The 15,495-nt window shown below is 46.4% G+C and carries 18 protein-coding genes; 14 read left to right on the plus strand and 4 right to left on the minus strand.

Going from position 1 to position 15,495, the window contains the following annotated elements; all coding sequences use genetic code 11:
• The first annotated feature begins 7 nt into the window (after positions 1–7).
• Both CSH92_RS12105 and CSH92_RS12110 read left to right on the plus strand, forming a co-directional pair.
• A complete protein-coding gene (locus CSH92_RS12105) occupies positions 8–190 on the plus strand; it encodes a DUF6435 family protein (protein ID WP_100657907.1) in 183 nt (60 codons plus the stop codon).
• Complete coding sequence (locus CSH92_RS12110) at positions 177–437, plus strand: TIGR03643 family protein (protein WP_100657908.1); 261 nt, start codon at positions 177–179, stop codon at positions 435–437. The genes CSH92_RS12105 and CSH92_RS12110 overlap by 14 nt, the downstream gene beginning before the upstream one ends.
• Here the strand turns inward: CSH92_RS12110 and CSH92_RS12115 are convergent.
• Complete coding sequence (locus CSH92_RS12115) at positions 434–2,572, minus strand: exonuclease domain-containing protein (RefSeq protein ID WP_100657909.1); 2,139 nt, start codon at positions 2,570–2,572, stop codon at positions 434–436. The two genes, CSH92_RS12110 and CSH92_RS12115, sit on opposite strands and share 4 nt — an antisense overlap.
• Positions 2,573–2,652: 80 nt before the next feature.
• A complete protein-coding gene (locus CSH92_RS12120) occupies positions 2,653–2,973 on the minus strand; it encodes an HNH endonuclease (protein ID WP_100657910.1) in 321 nt (106 codons plus the stop codon).
• A gap of 113 nt (positions 2,974–3,086) precedes the next feature.
• On the opposite strand from CSH92_RS12120, the gene CSH92_RS12125 reads away from it, so the two are divergent.
• The 4 genes from CSH92_RS12125 (at position 3,087) to CSH92_RS12135 (ending at position 4,557) form a co-directional block, all read left to right on the plus strand.
• A complete protein-coding gene (locus tag CSH92_RS12125) occupies positions 3,087–3,278 on the plus strand; it encodes a zinc ribbon domain-containing protein (RefSeq protein ID WP_100657911.1) in 192 nt (63 codons plus the stop codon).
• Complete coding sequence (locus CSH92_RS12130) at positions 3,271–3,933, plus strand: flavin reductase family protein (RefSeq protein WP_100657912.1); 663 nt, start codon at positions 3,271–3,273, stop codon at positions 3,931–3,933. The genes CSH92_RS12125 and CSH92_RS12130 overlap by 8 nt, the downstream gene beginning before the upstream one ends.
• Positions 3,930–4,055, plus strand: coding sequence for a hypothetical protein (locus CSH92_RS17335; protein ID WP_276307873.1), 126 nt, complete (start codon positions 3,930–3,932; stop codon positions 4,053–4,055). Before CSH92_RS12130 ends, CSH92_RS17335 begins: the two co-directional genes overlap by 4 nt.
• Before the next feature lie 208 nt (positions 4,056–4,263).
• A complete protein-coding gene (locus tag CSH92_RS12135) occupies positions 4,264–4,557 on the plus strand; it encodes a high-potential iron-sulfur protein (protein ID WP_100657913.1) in 294 nt (97 codons plus the stop codon).
• 62 nt (positions 4,558–4,619) lie between these two features.
• Here CSH92_RS12135 and CSH92_RS12140 read toward each other — a convergent pair whose 3' ends face one another.
• Positions 4,620–6,239: an amidase gene (locus CSH92_RS12140; protein ID WP_100657914.1), complete on the minus strand. Its 1,620-nt coding sequence runs from the start codon at positions 6,237–6,239 to the stop codon at positions 4,620–4,622.
• Positions 6,240–6,251: 12 nt separating this feature from the next.
• On the minus strand, positions 6,252–7,019 hold the full coding sequence (locus CSH92_RS12145; protein ID WP_100657915.1) for a substrate-binding periplasmic protein: 768 nt from the start codon (positions 7,017–7,019) through the stop codon (positions 6,252–6,254).
• An 84-nt stretch (positions 7,020–7,103) separates the two neighbouring features.
• Between CSH92_RS12145 and prmA the strand changes: the two genes are divergently transcribed.
• The 8 genes from prmA (at position 7,104) to CSH92_RS12185 (ending at position 15,425) form a co-directional block, all read left to right on the plus strand.
• Positions 7,104–7,985 carry a 50S ribosomal protein L11 methyltransferase gene (gene prmA, locus CSH92_RS12150; protein ID WP_100657916.1) on the plus strand — a complete coding sequence of 294 codons (882 nt, stop codon included), beginning with the start codon at positions 7,104–7,106 and terminating at the stop codon, positions 7,983–7,985.
• A gap of 129 nt (positions 7,986–8,114) precedes the next feature.
• Positions 8,115–9,128, plus strand: coding sequence for a tRNA dihydrouridine synthase DusB (gene dusB / locus CSH92_RS12155; RefSeq protein ID WP_100657917.1), 1,014 nt, complete (start codon positions 8,115–8,117; stop codon positions 9,126–9,128).
• A 31-nt stretch (positions 9,129–9,159) separates the two neighbouring features.
• Complete coding sequence (gene fis, locus CSH92_RS12160) at positions 9,160–9,453, plus strand: DNA-binding transcriptional regulator Fis (RefSeq protein ID WP_100642583.1); 294 nt, start codon at positions 9,160–9,162, stop codon at positions 9,451–9,453.
• 86 nt (positions 9,454–9,539) lie between these two features.
• Entirely contained in the window at positions 9,540–11,135 is a 1,596-nt protein-coding gene (purH, locus tag CSH92_RS12165; RefSeq protein WP_100657918.1) for a bifunctional phosphoribosylaminoimidazolecarboxamide formyltransferase/IMP cyclohydrolase, read from the plus strand.
• Positions 11,136–11,160: 25 nt separating this feature from the next.
• Positions 11,161–12,447: a phosphoribosylamine--glycine ligase gene (gene purD / locus CSH92_RS12170; protein ID WP_100657919.1), complete on the plus strand. Its 1,287-nt coding sequence runs from the start codon at positions 11,161–11,163 to the stop codon at positions 12,445–12,447.
• A gap of 113 nt (positions 12,448–12,560) precedes the next feature.
• The gene (locus CSH92_RS12175; protein ID WP_164084727.1) at positions 12,561–13,451 is read left to right on the plus strand and encodes a TIGR02285 family protein; all 891 of its coding nucleotides are present in this window, start codon (positions 12,561–12,563) and stop codon (positions 13,449–13,451) included.
• Positions 13,448–14,449, plus strand: a complete 1,002-nt coding sequence (locus CSH92_RS12180) for an ion transporter (protein ID WP_100657921.1) — start codon at positions 13,448–13,450, stop codon at positions 14,447–14,449. Before CSH92_RS12175 ends, CSH92_RS12180 begins: the two co-directional genes overlap by 4 nt.
• Positions 14,450–14,522: 73 nt before the next feature.
• The gene (locus CSH92_RS12185; protein ID WP_100657922.1) at positions 14,523–15,425 is read left to right on the plus strand and encodes a phosphoribulokinase; all 903 of its coding nucleotides are present in this window, start codon (positions 14,523–14,525) and stop codon (positions 15,423–15,425) included.
• Positions 15,426–15,495: the final 70 nt, after the last annotated feature.

The raw sequence follows: 15,495 nt of genomic DNA on the forward strand, positions 1-15,495 counted from the left end.
AACGTTTATGTTTGGTTTCTTAAGAACAAATCCCACCAAAAAACTACGCAAGCAGTACGATAGAAAGCTAGAGCAAGCCATGTTAGCCCAACGCAACGGTGATATCAGAACGTACTCAAGGCTCACTGAAGAAGCGGAAACGCTGTGGCAAAGTATTCAAGCCATTGAGGCCAGTGATGGTGGTCGCTGAAGCAGATAAATCCCGGATCATCGAGATGGCTTGGGAAGATCGCACACCGTTTGAGGCCATAGAGCAGCTTTACGGAATGTCTGAGCCGCAAGTGATTAAGTTAATGCGCAGTGAGCTAAACTCCAAATCCTTTAAAAACTGGCGTGCGCGTGTGAGCGGGCGCAACACTAAACATTTGAAACTCCGGCCTGCAGGTATAGAACGTGGATACTGCCCCACTCAATACAAGATGGGACGCGGACGCTAACTCAACTGCGCTTGGTCGCGTAACTCATGAATAATAGCGAGCAATTCTGCAGCGGCTTCAGCATCAGACATGGCGCGGTGATGGCGCTGCATTTTAATCTCAAAATGCGAGGTTAAACTTGCCAGTGAGTAGGACTTTAATCCCGGGTGTACTTTGCGCATTTCAGCACAGGTGCAAAATTTAGGACGTCGGTAAGTCGCTCCTAGTCGCTCGTACTCCTGTCGAATAAAGCCATAATCAAAGTTGACATTATGTGCGACAAAAATACAGCCGTCGGTAAATGCTGCAAAATCTTCAGCAATTTCCGCAAATGCAGGTGCTTCAGCAACCATATCATCATCAATCCCGGTTAATGCAGTGATGTTAGTAGGAATACGTCGTTGTGGATTGATTAAGGATTGCCATGTTGCGACCGTCTCACCATTAATTCGCTTTACCGCGCCAATCTCGGTGATCCGATGCAAGCGAGACTGTCCTCCGGTAGTCTCAATGTCAACAACGACGTAGGGTTGCATTGGGTCTCGACACCACTCAACTTTGGTAATGCGAACCTCAAATCCACATTCACTCAAACGATTAATGGATACCAGTTGATTCCGTCGTAAACTATCGCCAGGGGCTTTGACCTCTTCAAAACGCAGTTGTTCATCGGTTATGACCATAAGGTCAGGAAAACCATCTTTGAGGCTTGAATAATCTTTAGCCATGGACCGCAATAACGAGAGATATTGCGCCGGTTTAGCGTGCTCCAGCAAAAGTTTTAATGGCTCTAGCAAGCGTGCGTGCCATTGAAACAACGAATTGACTTTGCCGTAATTGCGCGCGCTGGTAGCTACTAGGTGCTGGTGAAATGTTGCAGGCTCTTGCCAGTCGTTTAGGAGTTTTTCGATTTTTTCTGCGTGGTCTTGGTACAACCGGTTTTCAACCAGTACTTTAGGGCGAATATCAAACTCGTTGCTTAGGGACTGTGGGTCATCGGCATATATTATGTCCCAAAAACTCAAACCAAAAAGGGTCAACCACAAGCGGTTTTCCGTGCGCAGCGCGAGTTCTCCATGACGTTGATAATAATCAACGACTCCACGCTCTACATGACCCATATAGATCTCATCTATGGGTAATACTGAGGTTGTTTGCTGTAACAGGTCGGTTAAACGACTGGTGCGCTTTTGCTTAAATTTAAGCGCCAGAAAGTCTTTAGCAAACACCAGTAATTCATCACTCGGTGGGTCATTAAGCATTTGCTCCAGCTGTTGTTGCACTTGAGCTTTGTCACCGTCTTTATAGGTTTCGCGGATCCATTTCTCTTGCGCGGTATCGAGTTGCGAGGCGCGTAACAAATTCATTGCATAAGGTCTGTCAGTTGCAAGGAACGCTTTGCCCAACAACCAAAGTACCTCGTCTCTATAGCGCTGGGCCAAGTGACCAAAGGCTTCAGGTAATGCCGCTAATTCGATGCGTAGTGCCATAGATGAAATACTATTTTTCACTTCGTCACGCAACTGTGCATAGTAAAAGGCCGATTGTGCTTCAGCATGATTAGCAAAATGTGATTGCGTGTTGCGGCTATCTTTGCGGGTGCGCATGATGCCAAGGTCACGCATTGAAAATTGCGTCATAGTCCCATGAGTGTGGCCAAAAAATAGAAACATGAAGTAAGCCAACGTGACATCAAAATTACGCAACCAATAGCGTTTTGTTATATTCGATTGGGTTGCACGTTGCGGCGATAGTTGCTGCTCTGCTAACTCAAGTAGTTGTTGTTTGGAGTAAGCAGAAGGGCATCGGATCCCTTGTTCACGAAGCATCCCGACCAAGTCTGCTTTGGTTAAAAGCGGTAAAATCGAGCTGATGTCACTCGCTTCGATGCTGCGCAGCCAGTTCAGCTCGGCTACATGGCTTATGGCTTCATCGTTGTTTGCTATTTCAGGATAGTACAAACTATCGCGCGTAATCAGCGGGTGTTTACGATTTGCTAAACGTGCGACCACACATTGGCTGTTATTGGGCAGGTCGTCAAAGTAAGCTAACCACTGCTCTTGTTCAGGGGCGAGCAGATGTTTGCATGGTCCTGCAATGTAGGCTAAACACTCCTTAAAGTTATCTAAGTAGTAAAAAGTCGGTAGCTGCTTCACATTATCCCATTCGCAATAATACCATTCACAATATAACTGTATTTATATACAGCTTTAGTGTGAATGTAAATGCTACTGTATCACCGAGGCGTTTTGACGCGTTGTTTACTGAGCCATGAAAAATGCGCAGCTAATTGGCTATCCGCTTTTATGTCAGCCAGCGTATTGAATCGCTTGGCCAACTCCATTTCTGAGTGAAAACGGTGCAACGCCTTATGGCAAGGCTCGCAAATCATAATGCCGTTATTCAATTCGTGCTTAGTATAGTTTTTCTTAAAAAAGCTACGACGATGCATCTTCCGCGGTATCAAGTGATGGAATGTTAAGTGCATGGCGCGTAAACACAATGGGCACTGGCCATGTTTTGGGGTTCGGCTGTTTTGCGTAGTAAGACAATCCATTTACGTTGTAAACCCGTAATGATTTATAAGTTTAATTTGAGCACCTCGCTAGAAATGGGTATTGGCGCTAATAGCTTATACTTTTTGCTATAAAAACAGGATCGTCATTGCTTATGAGTTTAACTGACGCGGCACAGTTTGAGTGCCCTTATTGTATGGCTTACAACGATTTAGAAATAGATCAACAGAACGATATTGGTCAGCAACAAGTGGTTGATTGTCAGATTTGTTGCCAGCCGATTGAACTAATGCTCAACCCGACTGAATTTGGGATTGAAATCATAGCGAAACGTGACGATGAGTGAATATCGAGTCAATGCCAGTGACATTGCACAGATGGAACAGCGGTATCGCGCAGAGTTTATCAACAGCTTGTCTGGCTTCAAAAGTGCTAATTTAGTTGCCACGCGAAGTAAACAGGGAATAGATAATTTAGCGATTGTAAGCAGTGTTGTACATATTGGTGCAAACCCGCCTTTGTTAGGCATGATAATGCGGCCTCATACTGTGCAACGCGATACCTTACAGAATATTAAAGAGACCGGCGTTTACACGCTTAATTCCGTGACCGAGAATATGCTAAAGCGGGCGCATCAAACATCCGCACGCTACGCTTATCAAACCAGTGAATTTGATGCAGTGGGATTTATGCGTCAGTCAACAACCGCGGTGGCTGCGAGTTATGTCGCTGAATCGCCACTAAAAATTAGCCTTGAAGTGCAAGACATTCAATACTTAGCGATTAATCAAACGGAGTTGGTGATTGGTCAAATTGTTGAGGTGGTTTTAGCTGATGATTGTATCGATAAAACTGGTTATTTAGATATTGAGCAATTAGGTAGTATCACCATTAGTGGGTTGGTTAGTTATCATAAAACTAAACGTCTGGGGGCGTTTGCGTACGCTAAACCTGACACGCCAATCCAGCCTTTAGAACTTATGCAGAGAGACTTAGAATGATCCCAAATCTTGATCAGTTATTGGTTGTGTGTGGCGTGGTTACTGTGGTGGTATTCGGTGTTGTGTATGTGATGGTTAATATCCTCGGCAGTAGTCAACAATCAGAATTGGATGAAGAGTAAGTGTTTGCGTTAGGGGGTGACATAGATCAATTCCCACTTAAGTTTTGATTGGCATTGAACCTGATTGAACATATCCTCGTATCACTTGTACAAAGGCTCACCGAATGGTGGGCCTTTGCCGTATTAGCAATGTGTAATTAAGAATGATTCGTGTTTTCAATCATTTGTAATAGTGAATTTTTTAATTGAAACGCTTAAGGAGCGCTCAATGAGTAAAGTAAATCGTCGCGATTTTTTAAAACTCTCTGGCTCGGGTTTGATTGGATTGACCTTAGGGGGTGTGTCTCTTCGCACACAGGCGCAGGAGCAATTGAGTCTTGATGACCCTACTGCCAAGGCTTTGCAATACACGCATGAATCGACCGTTGACGGTGCTAACTGTGAAAATTGTATGTATGTGCAGGGTGATGCAGGTGCAGAGTGGCGCCCATGTGCGATATTCCCTGGTAAGCAAGTGAATGCCAAGGGTTGGTGTTCTGCTTGGGTTAAGAAACCCGGTTAGTTTTTTATTGAAGGTGCACTTACATTCATAGCGTGCACCTTTTTTCTTGGTTTAATCAGTTTTTATCGCGGTTTCGTTTCTATCGGAAGCCAAACTGATTGTTCCTTCTGCCATCCATCACTGGATATTGCAGCAGGCATTAATTCAACTCTTATTTGTTGTTGCAGAGCTGCAGCTGCGTTTAACACAGCGACATCCTCCCATTGACCGCTTATTATGCTGATGCCCAGCGGCAAATGCTTGTACACACCCATCGGAATACTAACATGAGGATAGCCCGCTATTGCTGCTGCCCAGCCAAAACCTAACCAGCCCCATGGGCCATGATCACCATAAATGCCATCAATCATAAAGGCTGGGTTATTGCTGGGCGCAACTAGCAGAGAAACATTGTAGTCGGCGAGTAACTGGTCAATACCCTCGGCGCGAGTGGCTTGTTGAACCAAGTTGACGGCGTTTCTATAGTCTTGGCTCTCAAGCGAGGGGGCTTTGCTGGCTTTCTCAAAAATAGATTGATCAAACAGCATCAGTTCACGTTCAGAGGACGCATTAAACTCGATTAAGTCTGCTAACGAGCGTGGCTGTTCTTGATTGGGAGTGGACGATAGATATGCATTGAGACTGGGTTCAAATTCGCTGAGAAGAACTTGATATGAGGCATCCCAAAAATCTTCTGGGGGATTATATTCGGTAATATCTACTAACTCCGCACCCGCGGCTGACAGTGCCGTGAGCGCTGAATTAAACACGTCAATAATTACTGCATTACGCCCTTGTTCGGTGCGCATGACTCCAATCCGCACCCCTTTTAGCGAAGGACTCAGTGCTTGCTGGAGTTCTTCTACCAAGGTTTCAGTACCTTTGCTCAATTCATCTTGGCTATCTGGCCCCGCCATTATGGCTGCCAACAGCGCAGCATCATGCACTGATTTTGTCATAGGACCTGCGGTATCCTGACTCGGAGATATGGGCACTATGTGGGTCCGTGGTAATAGGCCAACCGTGGGCTTATAGCCAACAATCCCATTCATGCTCGCTGGGCAAATAATAGAACCATTAGTTTCAGTGCCAATTGCGACTGGTGCAAAGCCGGCGGCAACCGCCGCACCGGACCCTGAGGACGATCCGCAGGGAGAGCGCGAGAGATCGTGCGGGTTTCTGGTTTGTCCGCCAACACCGCTCCAGCCGCTAATGGAATCTTCCGAGCGGAAGTTAGCCCATTCCGATAAGTTGGTTTTGCCGAGAATTATTAAGCCCGCGGATTTGAGCCGCTGAATGATCGGTGCGTCGCGTTGAGTATCGTTGTTAATGAGTGCTAACGAACCTGCAGTAGTTGGTAAGTTCTTGGTGTCGATATTATCTTTCACTAAAATGGGAATACCATGCAACGGACTCAGTACTTGCCCTTGACTACGCAGTTCATCCAGTCGTTGTGCTTCCTTAAGTGCGTTAGGGTTAAGCGTTAAGACACTTTGAATGCGCGGACCATCCCAATCGAATCGCTCGATACGTTGGTTGTAATGTTGTACAAGCTCAACGCTGGTGACATTGCCCTGCTCCAGCTGCGTGACTAACTCAACGGCGTTGAGTTGCCACCACTGCGTATAACTACCCTTTGTTTGTGGCGTGTTCACACAACTACTCAAGGATAGCGCAAAACTCAATACTAGTAGGTATTTCATTGACTTACCTCGTTAATCAGGACGGTTGAGCAGGTCGATTAAGTTGAACTGCTGCAACAACTGAGAATAAGTACCGTCGGCCAACGCTAATGCTAGCTCTCGATTAAATGCGAAGCGGAGATCATCGTCAACGATTCCGGCAGCATAGAGGCTTTTGGGAAATAGGCGGTGAATTCGAACGGCTTTTTCGCGTAAGTCTGGTGTGACTGTTTGGCGGAAATGACGAAATATATTTTCATCCATGATGGCCACATCAACGCTACCGCGCAGTAATAATGAGACCTGATTTTGTTGGTCTGGTAATTCAAGATAGTCGGGGCGGTTTGATACAGCATTTGCATAGCGTTCGCCCAACACGGTTTTCGCGGTTTGAAAGGCAACGACAGAATGATAGCGCAAGGCATCAACCGTGGTTAAGACAATATCATTTGAGACCAGTGAAATAGCTACATTTTGATATGCTACGTAGGGTTTTGATAACCAGTCGGGGTTAATATCGTGATGAGTATTCATGGTTAACCCGATGTCGACTTGGCCATTCTTTAATAGGCTAGGCGTGCGACCGAATGGGATGTAGATCACCGTCATTTTGTGGTTAAGTTGGGAGAGTATATAGCGGGTCAATTCAAGCTCAAAACCACTGTCTGTATCGTGCACGACATAGGGCGGCTTATTCCACCCAATCGCAACGGTAACCTCCTTGGCTGACACTTGAGTGGCAAGAAAGCTTGTGGGCAGTATGACTAAACCAACCAATAATAACCATACATGACGGGTCATAGGATAAATGAGGCCTTGTCGCTGATGAGTAAAAGTCGCTATTAATTTGTTACTATACGCCAAACAACGAAAAAGAGAATCTTTATGGCTTGGTTGCAATTGATCATTGATACCCATCCAACCCGCGCGGATGCGATCAGTGAGTGGCTTAACTTTCACGATGCTCAAGCAGTTACCATGGTGGATGGCAAAGACACCCCAATGTATGAGCCCAAACCGGGTGAAGTGTTATTGTGGCCAGACACTCGAGTAATTGGATTATTTGCAAGTGATGCGGATATTCAGGCGCTGGCGGCAAAATTACAGCAATCGGGACTTTTAAATAGCGACGATAAGCTTAAAACAGAGCAACTTGAAGATAAGGATTGGGTGCGGGAATGGATGGACAGCTTTCATCCCATGCAGTTTGGTCAGCGTTTATGGATTTGCCCTAGTTGGCGTGAAATCCCTGAGCCAAGCGCCGTCAATGTGTTGCTCGATCCGGGGCTGGCATTTGGCACGGGTACGCATCCCACCACAGCACTGTGTTTAGAATGGCTAGATGGTATTGATGTGACGAATTGTCAGGTGGTGGATTTTGGTTGTGGCTCAGGCATATTAGGCGTCGCGGCGTTAAAGTTAGGGGCTGCTCATTGTATTGGCATAGATATCGACCCACAGGCATTGCTGGCCACTAAAGAAAATGCCAAACGCAATCAGGTTGACCGCCAATTTGATGTCTTTATGCCAGAGCAGCAACCGCAACTTGAAGCCGATGTTGTGGTTGCCAATATCCTGTCTGGTCCTCTATTAGAGTTACGTTCGATCATCACTGCTTATTGTCGCATCGGTGGGCAACTCGTATTATCGGGGATCCTCGCTGAACAAGTGGCTGAAATTGAAAAGCATTATGCAGAGAACTTCGATTTGGCGCCGTCGAAAGTCAGTGGCGAATGGGCAAGAGTTAGTGGTACACGACGTGTTTGAACTCAACAAACTTGGTCAGACCACCATTTGAATGTCAATACCCAAAGATAAAAAATTGTGCAAAAAATAGCCTTTTCATTTGCGTAAAAATCCGTAAAATGCGTCCCTCTTTGTAAGGCAGGTCATTTTTTGAACAATCCATTGCTGAAACAGCTTACTATTGGTCACTATCAACTCGACAATAATGTCTTGTTGGCGCCTATGGCGGGAGTTACAGATAGACCGTTTCGGCAAATGTGCAAAAAAATGGGTGCGGGTTTGGTTGTCTCCGAAATGCTATCGAGCAATCCAGATGTTTGGCGCACCACCAAATCTTTGAAGCGCATGGATCATACGGGTGAAGTGGGTATTCGCTCAGTTCAGATCGCCGGTTCGGAGCCAGCCTTAATGGCACAAGCTGCACAATTCAATGTTGAAAACGGTGCTCAAATCATCGATATAAACATGGGTTGCCCAGCTAAAAAGGTGAACAAAAAATTGGCTGGTTCTGCTTTATTACAAGACCCAGAGCTAGTTGAACGTATTGTTGATGCAGTGGTACAAGCCGTCGATGTTCCCGTTACATTAAAAATACGCACCGGTTGGAATCGCGACAATCGCAATGGCGTTGAAATTGCGCGCATTGCAGAAGATAAAGGGATTTGCTCTTTGGCCGTGCATGGGCGCACGCGCGAATGCATGTATAAAGGTCAGGCTGAATATGACACGATTGCAGCTATCAAGGCTGCGGTGACTATTCCTGTGATTGCTAATGGGGATATTACCAGTCCGGAAAAAGCGGCAGAAGTGATGCGTAAAACAGACGCCGACGGCGTTATGATTGGGCGCGGCGCGCAAGGAAATCCTTGGATTTTCAAGCAAATTATTGAGCATTTTCAAACCGGAAGAAAGGCTCAGTTGCCATCACTTGATGAGCAACACCAAGTACTGCGAGAGCACGTAATCAACGTGCAGCGATTTTATTCAGGGATCAGTGGCGTGCGCATCGCACGCAAGCATGTGGGATGGTATCTCGCAGAGCGTGACACTGATCGCAAGTTTCGCAGTTTTTTCAATGCGGTCGAAACGGACGTCGAACAATTGGAAGCAATCGATAATTTTTTCCAGCAGCTACGCGAATTAGACGTTTCAAGTGCTGCATAATTTAAAATTTTTACAACTGATTAGGTAGTATATGTTCGATCAAAATATAACTTCACCATTTACCACAACAGTAACGACACCTTCACAAACGTTAGCTGAGAAGCCTTTGCGTGATTCTGTGAAGCAGGCCGTTGCTAAGTATTTGAAGGAGTTAAACAACAACGATATTGATAACTTGTATGAGTTAGTGCTGGCAGAATTAGAAGCACCGTTGTTAGAGGAAGTTATGAAGTATACTCGTGGCAACCAAACTCGAGCTTCTGTATTAATGGGTATCAACCGCGGTACCCTGCGCAAGAAGCTAAAGCAGTACGGCATGAACTAAGTCGTATGCAACGAAAAAGCACCCTCGGGTGCTTTTTTTGTTTTGAATCTTTCCTCGTTCAAATTTTAGTGTAGAAGATATTCATCATGGCAAACCCAATTCAACGCGCTTTACTCAGTGTTTCCGACAAAACCGGCATTCTCGAATTTGCTCAGCAACTCCATAAGGCTGGCGTTCAGCTTTTATCCACCGGCGGTACCGCTAAATTACTCGCAGACAATAATCTACCCGTTATCGAGGTGTCGGAACACACCGGTCACCCAGAAATCATGGATGGTCGCGTTAAAACGCTACATCCTAAAATCCATGGCGGAATTTTAGCGCGTCGCGGTCAGGACGAAGCAGTTATGGCTGAAAATGGGATATTGCCCATTGATTTAGTTGTGGTGAATTTATACCCGTTTGCGCAGACAGTGGCAGATCCGAATTGTGCTTTAGAAGATGCGATTGAAAACATTGATATTGGTGGGCCAACCATGGTGCGTGCGGCGGCTAAAAACCACCGCGATGTTACCATTGTCGTTAATGCTGCTGACTATTCAGCCGTGCTTGCTGATATGCAACAAAACGCAGGAGCGGTGAGTGCTGCATTGCGCTTTGATTTAGCCGTTAAAGCCTTTGAACATACGGCAGAATACGACGGCATGATTGCCAATTATTTCGGTGCTCGCCTCGATCAGGACGAGCAACACGAGCATACTGAAGATTGTCACCACAGCGAATTCCCACGAACATTCAATATTCAGCTAAGCAAAAAGCAAGATTTACGCTACGGTGAAAACTCGCATCAGCAAGCTGCGTTTTATGTTGAGAATGCGGTGCAAGAAAATTCGGTGGCAACCGCACGTCAGTTGCAAGGTAAAGCACTCTCATTCAATAACATCGCAGATACCGATGCTGCTTTAGAGTGCGTTAAAGAGTTTGATGAGCCAGCGTGTGTCATCGTTAAACACGCCAACCCATGCGGTGTTGCTTTAGGTGAGTCAATATTAGCTGCCTATGAACGTGCTTACCAAACTGATCCAACATCGGCGTTTGGGGGCATTATTGCGTTTAATCGCACGCTCGATGCAGCTACCGCTGAAGCCATTATCTCGCGACAGTTTGTTGAGGTTATCATTGCACCAGAAATCGATGACGAAGCCTTAACCATCTGCAATGCGAAGCAGAATGTGCGCGTTTTAGCTTGTGGTGATTGGCACGGCCAGTTGACCGAAGGTTACGATTTTAAAAGGGTCAATGGTGGTTTACTCGTGCAGGAGCGTGATTTTGGCATGGTCGAGCAGGAAGACCTTGAGGTTGTCACTAAAGTACAGCCAACAGCTGAGCAGCTAAAGGACCTGATGTTTACCTGGAAAGTGGCTAAATACGTTAAATCGAACGCTATTGTTTACTGCAAAGACGGTATGACGATTGGTGTCGGCGCAGGCCAAATGAGCCGCGTTTATTCTGCCAAAATTGCCGGTATCAAAGCCGCGGATGAGAATTTACAAGTCGAAGGCTGTGTAATGGCGTCAGATGCATTTTTTCCATTCAGAGATGGTATTGATGCAGCCGCGGCAGCAGGTGTGAAAGCGGTTATTCAACCCGGTGGTTCAATGCGCGATGAAGAAGTTATTGCAGCCGCTGATGAGCACGGCATTGCGATGGTCTTTACCGGCATGCGTCATTTCCGTCATTAATTGCAGTGATAGGTAGGAACAAACAATGAAAGTATTAATCATCGGTAGTGGTGGGCGCGAGCACGCGTTAGCGTGGAAAGCGGCACAATCTAAAGGTGTTACTCAGGTATATGTTGCGCCCGGAAACGCTGGAACAGCACTCGAAGCGAATATTGAGAATATTGATATAGGCGTGGAAGATATTGACGGACTATTATCGTTTGCGCAAAACAATGCCATTGATTTAACCATTGTAGGACCAGAAGCCCCGCTTGTGATCGGTGTAGTTGACGCGTTTCGCGCCGCAGGTCTGAAAATCTTCGGCCCTACACAGGCCGCTGCCCAATTAGAGGGGTCGAAAGCCTTTACTAAGGACTTTTTGGCCCGTCACAATATTCCCACTGCTTTTTATGCCGTATTTACCGAGGTAGAGCCTGCCTTAGCGTATGTAAAAGAAAACGGTGCACCGATAGTTGTAAAGGCCGATGGCCTCGCCGCTGGTAAAGGCGTTATCGTTGCAATGACAGAAGCTGAAGCTGAAACAGCTATTCGCGATATGCTATCTGGGAATGCGTTTGGAGACGCGGGTAGTCGAGTCGTTATTGAAGAATTCTTAGACGGTGAAGAAGCTTCATTTATCGTTATGGTTGATGGTGAAAACGTATTACCTTTCGCAACCAGTCAGGACCACAAGCGCGCGTACGATGGTGACACTGGGCCAAACACCGGCGGCATGGGTGCATACTCGCCTGCACCGGTGGTAACTCCCGATATTCATCAGCGTATTATGGCCGAGGTTATCGAACCTACGGTAAAAGGCATGCGTGAGGAAGGCAACGAATACACGGGCTTTTTGTATGCTGGTTTGATGATCATGGCGGATGGAACACCAAAAGTGATTGAATATAATTGTCGCTTTGGTGATCCTGAGACGCAGCCAATTATGATGCGTTTGCAATCTGATTTGGTTGAGCTATGTGCTGCAGCGTGTGATAAGCAATTGGCCACACAATCGATTTCTTTTACCTCACAAGCCGCTGTTGGTGTTGTGCTTGCTGCTGGCGGCTATCCAGGGAGTTACGCCAAAGGCGCAGTGATCCAAGGGCTAGATAAAGCGAGTGACGTGGCAGGCAAAGTGTTTCATGCCGGCACCGCTATACAAGGGCAGCAGGTGGTTACTAATGGTGGTCGCGTGTTATGTGCCACTGCTCTTGGTGATACAGTCACGCAAGCGCAACAAAATGCTTATGCACTATTAGCCAATATTAGTTGGCAAAATATGGAATATCGCAATGATATTGCCTATCGAGCAATCAAGCGCGAACAAGGCTAGTTTGAAATAAATGTGCGCCCGCCACTGTGGGCGCTTCTTGCTTCGCTGATTTCTAGACATTCTCACGATCCTTGATTAGTGTTGTGTAATGCACCACACGCACAAGCATACTTTTGAAAAATTGTTTTGAATTTACCCTGCTTATTCTCATTTGCGTATTGAGTCCTTTCGCATGGGCTGACGAAGATGTGTCAGTTATTAATTGGCAAACCTTTCATGCGCCACCGTTGTACATGAAATTAGGGGATGACCAGGGTGAGGGTTTTATTGATTTGATCTTGGCCAATCTGTTCGCCAAGCTGCCACACTATGAACATAGACAACCATTAACCACCCAAGCCAGAGCGATATATGACATTCAGTTGGGTAAGCAGGTCTGTCATCCGGCCCTGTTCAAAACCTCAGAGCGAGAAAAATACGCGTACTTCTCTACTCCGTCTCTTTTTACACCTTCAAATCGGCTATTAGTCAGCGCTGAAGCAGTCAAGCGCCACGCATTGACCTCGCCTGTTGATATAAAGCGATTGTTAGAGGATGAGTCGGTCACGTTGGGCTTAATATCGGCCCGTTCTTACGGGCCCGATTTGGATAAGGTGCTGAAGCAGGTTGAGTCACAACGGATCCTTAGAATGCCGGTCGAAAAGAATGAAGTGATGTTTACTTTGATTGCACGCAACCGCATCGATGCCACTATTGCTTATCCGTTTGAACTTGCGTATTTCAATCGCACTGGACAAAAGCGCAGCGATATAACCGCGCTGGATATCAAGGGAATACCAGCGTATGCCATCGGGTATGTGGCCTGCCCTAGGAATTCTTGGGGGCGACAAGTGATTGAGCATGTGAATACGGCGCTTGCTGAACTGGTTCACACACCTGAGTATGTGGCAGCAATGACTCGCTGGTGGGAAGAAGAGGTAGAACGCGCCGAATTTAAAAGCTTTTACGCTAATGAGTTCCTTAACGCTCATGTGAAAGGGAAAACAGCGGAGCCAATGCCATGAGCCTACAGCAATTTCGTCAGTCATTATTTTATACTCTGCAACCCTATAATAGTAACAATCGACAAGGCCGATGGTTTGACTGGCTGCTGATCGTACTGATCATTGCTAATGTCGTTGCGGTGATGTTAGAAACGCTGCCAGAGTGGGATGCGTACACTGCCTATTTCACCACGTTTGAGGCGTTCTCGGTGGCCATTTTTACGCTGGAGTATTTGGCGCGGATATGGACTTGTACATTAGAGGACGACTATACCCACAAGGCCGCAGCAACCTCATCCATTGTTTATCGGCTTAAATATGCCTTGCGGCCGATGTCGCTCATCGATTTGCTGGCTATTTTACCGTTTTACCTCAGTATGTTGATGCCTATCGATCTGCGCGTTTTACGCTTGTTCCGTTTGATCCGCATGATAAAGTTGGGGCGCTATTCAATTGCTATGCAAACACTCCAATTGGTGCTTGCACGCGAATACCGTGTAATCGTTGCAGCATTAGGAATGCTCATGATTGTGATGGTCATTGCAGCAACGAGCATGTATCACCTCGAGCGCTTCGCCCAGCCGGAGCACTTTGGTAGTATCCCGGAAGCCCTGTGGTGGTCAGTTGTAACGCTGAGCACGGTGGGATATGGCGATGTAGCACCAGTAACCGCAATGGGTAAATTTGTCGCCGGACTTTTTATTTTGCTAGGTGTAGCCTTATTTGCCTTGCCAGCTGGTATCCTTGCATCGAGTTTCACAGAGCAGATGTCATTACGCCGCGACAAATTTCGTTCGCAGGTCATCAATATGCTGCACAACGGTCACCTACAATTAACCGATGTGGATCGTCTTGAGCATTTGCGTCGCTCACTGCAATTGGATAAAGAAGAGGCACAGGCATTGTTTGCTTCGATTAGAGCACAAGCTAAGATTGCGAATGCTCGTGCGTTAACTCATTGTCCTCATTGTAAAAAGCTTCTAATGAGTGGTGAAAAACATGATCACTCTAATGAATAAAGCAGGTAAACCGCTTGATTATTGTTGTGGCCTTGCTTATAACTAATCCCCCCAAAGCAGGCACTAGAGTACTATGTCAGTAAAGCATCCGATCATCGCAATCACCGGTTCGTCAGGCGCAGGCACGACAACCACTACGAATGCAATACGGCATATTTTCCGCAATTTATCGGTTAATTCAGCATCCGTTGCCGGCGATAGTTTTCACCGCTTTACCCGACCAGAAATGGAAGTAGAAATCCGCAAGGCGCAAGAGCAGGGCCGGCACATCAGCTATTTCGGGCCTAAGGCAAATGACTTTGTTATGCTCGAAAACCTGTTTAAAGAATACGCGGAAACGGGCCGAGGTAAATTTCGTCAGTATTTGCATACCTTTGATGAGGCCGTGCCTTTTAATCAGATGCCGGGAACGTTTACGCCTTGGCAGGATTTACCCGAAAATACGGACTTACTTTTTTATGAAGGGTTACATGGTGGTGTAGCGACCGATGAAGCAGATGTCGCGCAACACGTAGACCTGCTGGTTGGTATGGTGCCGATAGTCAATCTAGAATGGATCCAAAAGATTGTGCGCGATACTACCGACAGAGGTCATTCACGCGAAGCTGTCATGAGCAGTATTGTGCGCAGTTTGGATGACTACTTTCACTATATAACGCCACAGTTTTCGCGTACCCATGTAAATTTCCAACGCGTGCCCACCGTTGATACTTCAAATCCGTTCAGTGCGCGTGAAATTCCAAGTCAGGACGAGAGCTTTGTTGTTGTGCGTTTTCGTAGAGAAATGCGGAATGTCGATTTTCCTTACTTACTACAGATGATCGATGGCGCGTTTATGTCACGCATCAATACGCTGGTCGTTCCGGGTGGAAAAATGGGCTTAGCCATGGAGCTTATTCTTACGCCGCTAATCGAAGAATTGTTAGAGAAAAAACGCAGGGCTGGCTTTCAGGTTGACTGGTTACAAGACCGCTAGCCGCGTTAAATTGCCACCATTAGCAACGCATTACTCCTAGTCAGAAATTGTACCTGACGACGGTAATGTC

This window comes from Neoalteromonas flava (assembly GCF_002807685.1).
Lineage (GTDB): Bacteria > Pseudomonadota > Gammaproteobacteria > Enterobacterales > Alteromonadaceae > Alteromonas_E > Alteromonas_E flava.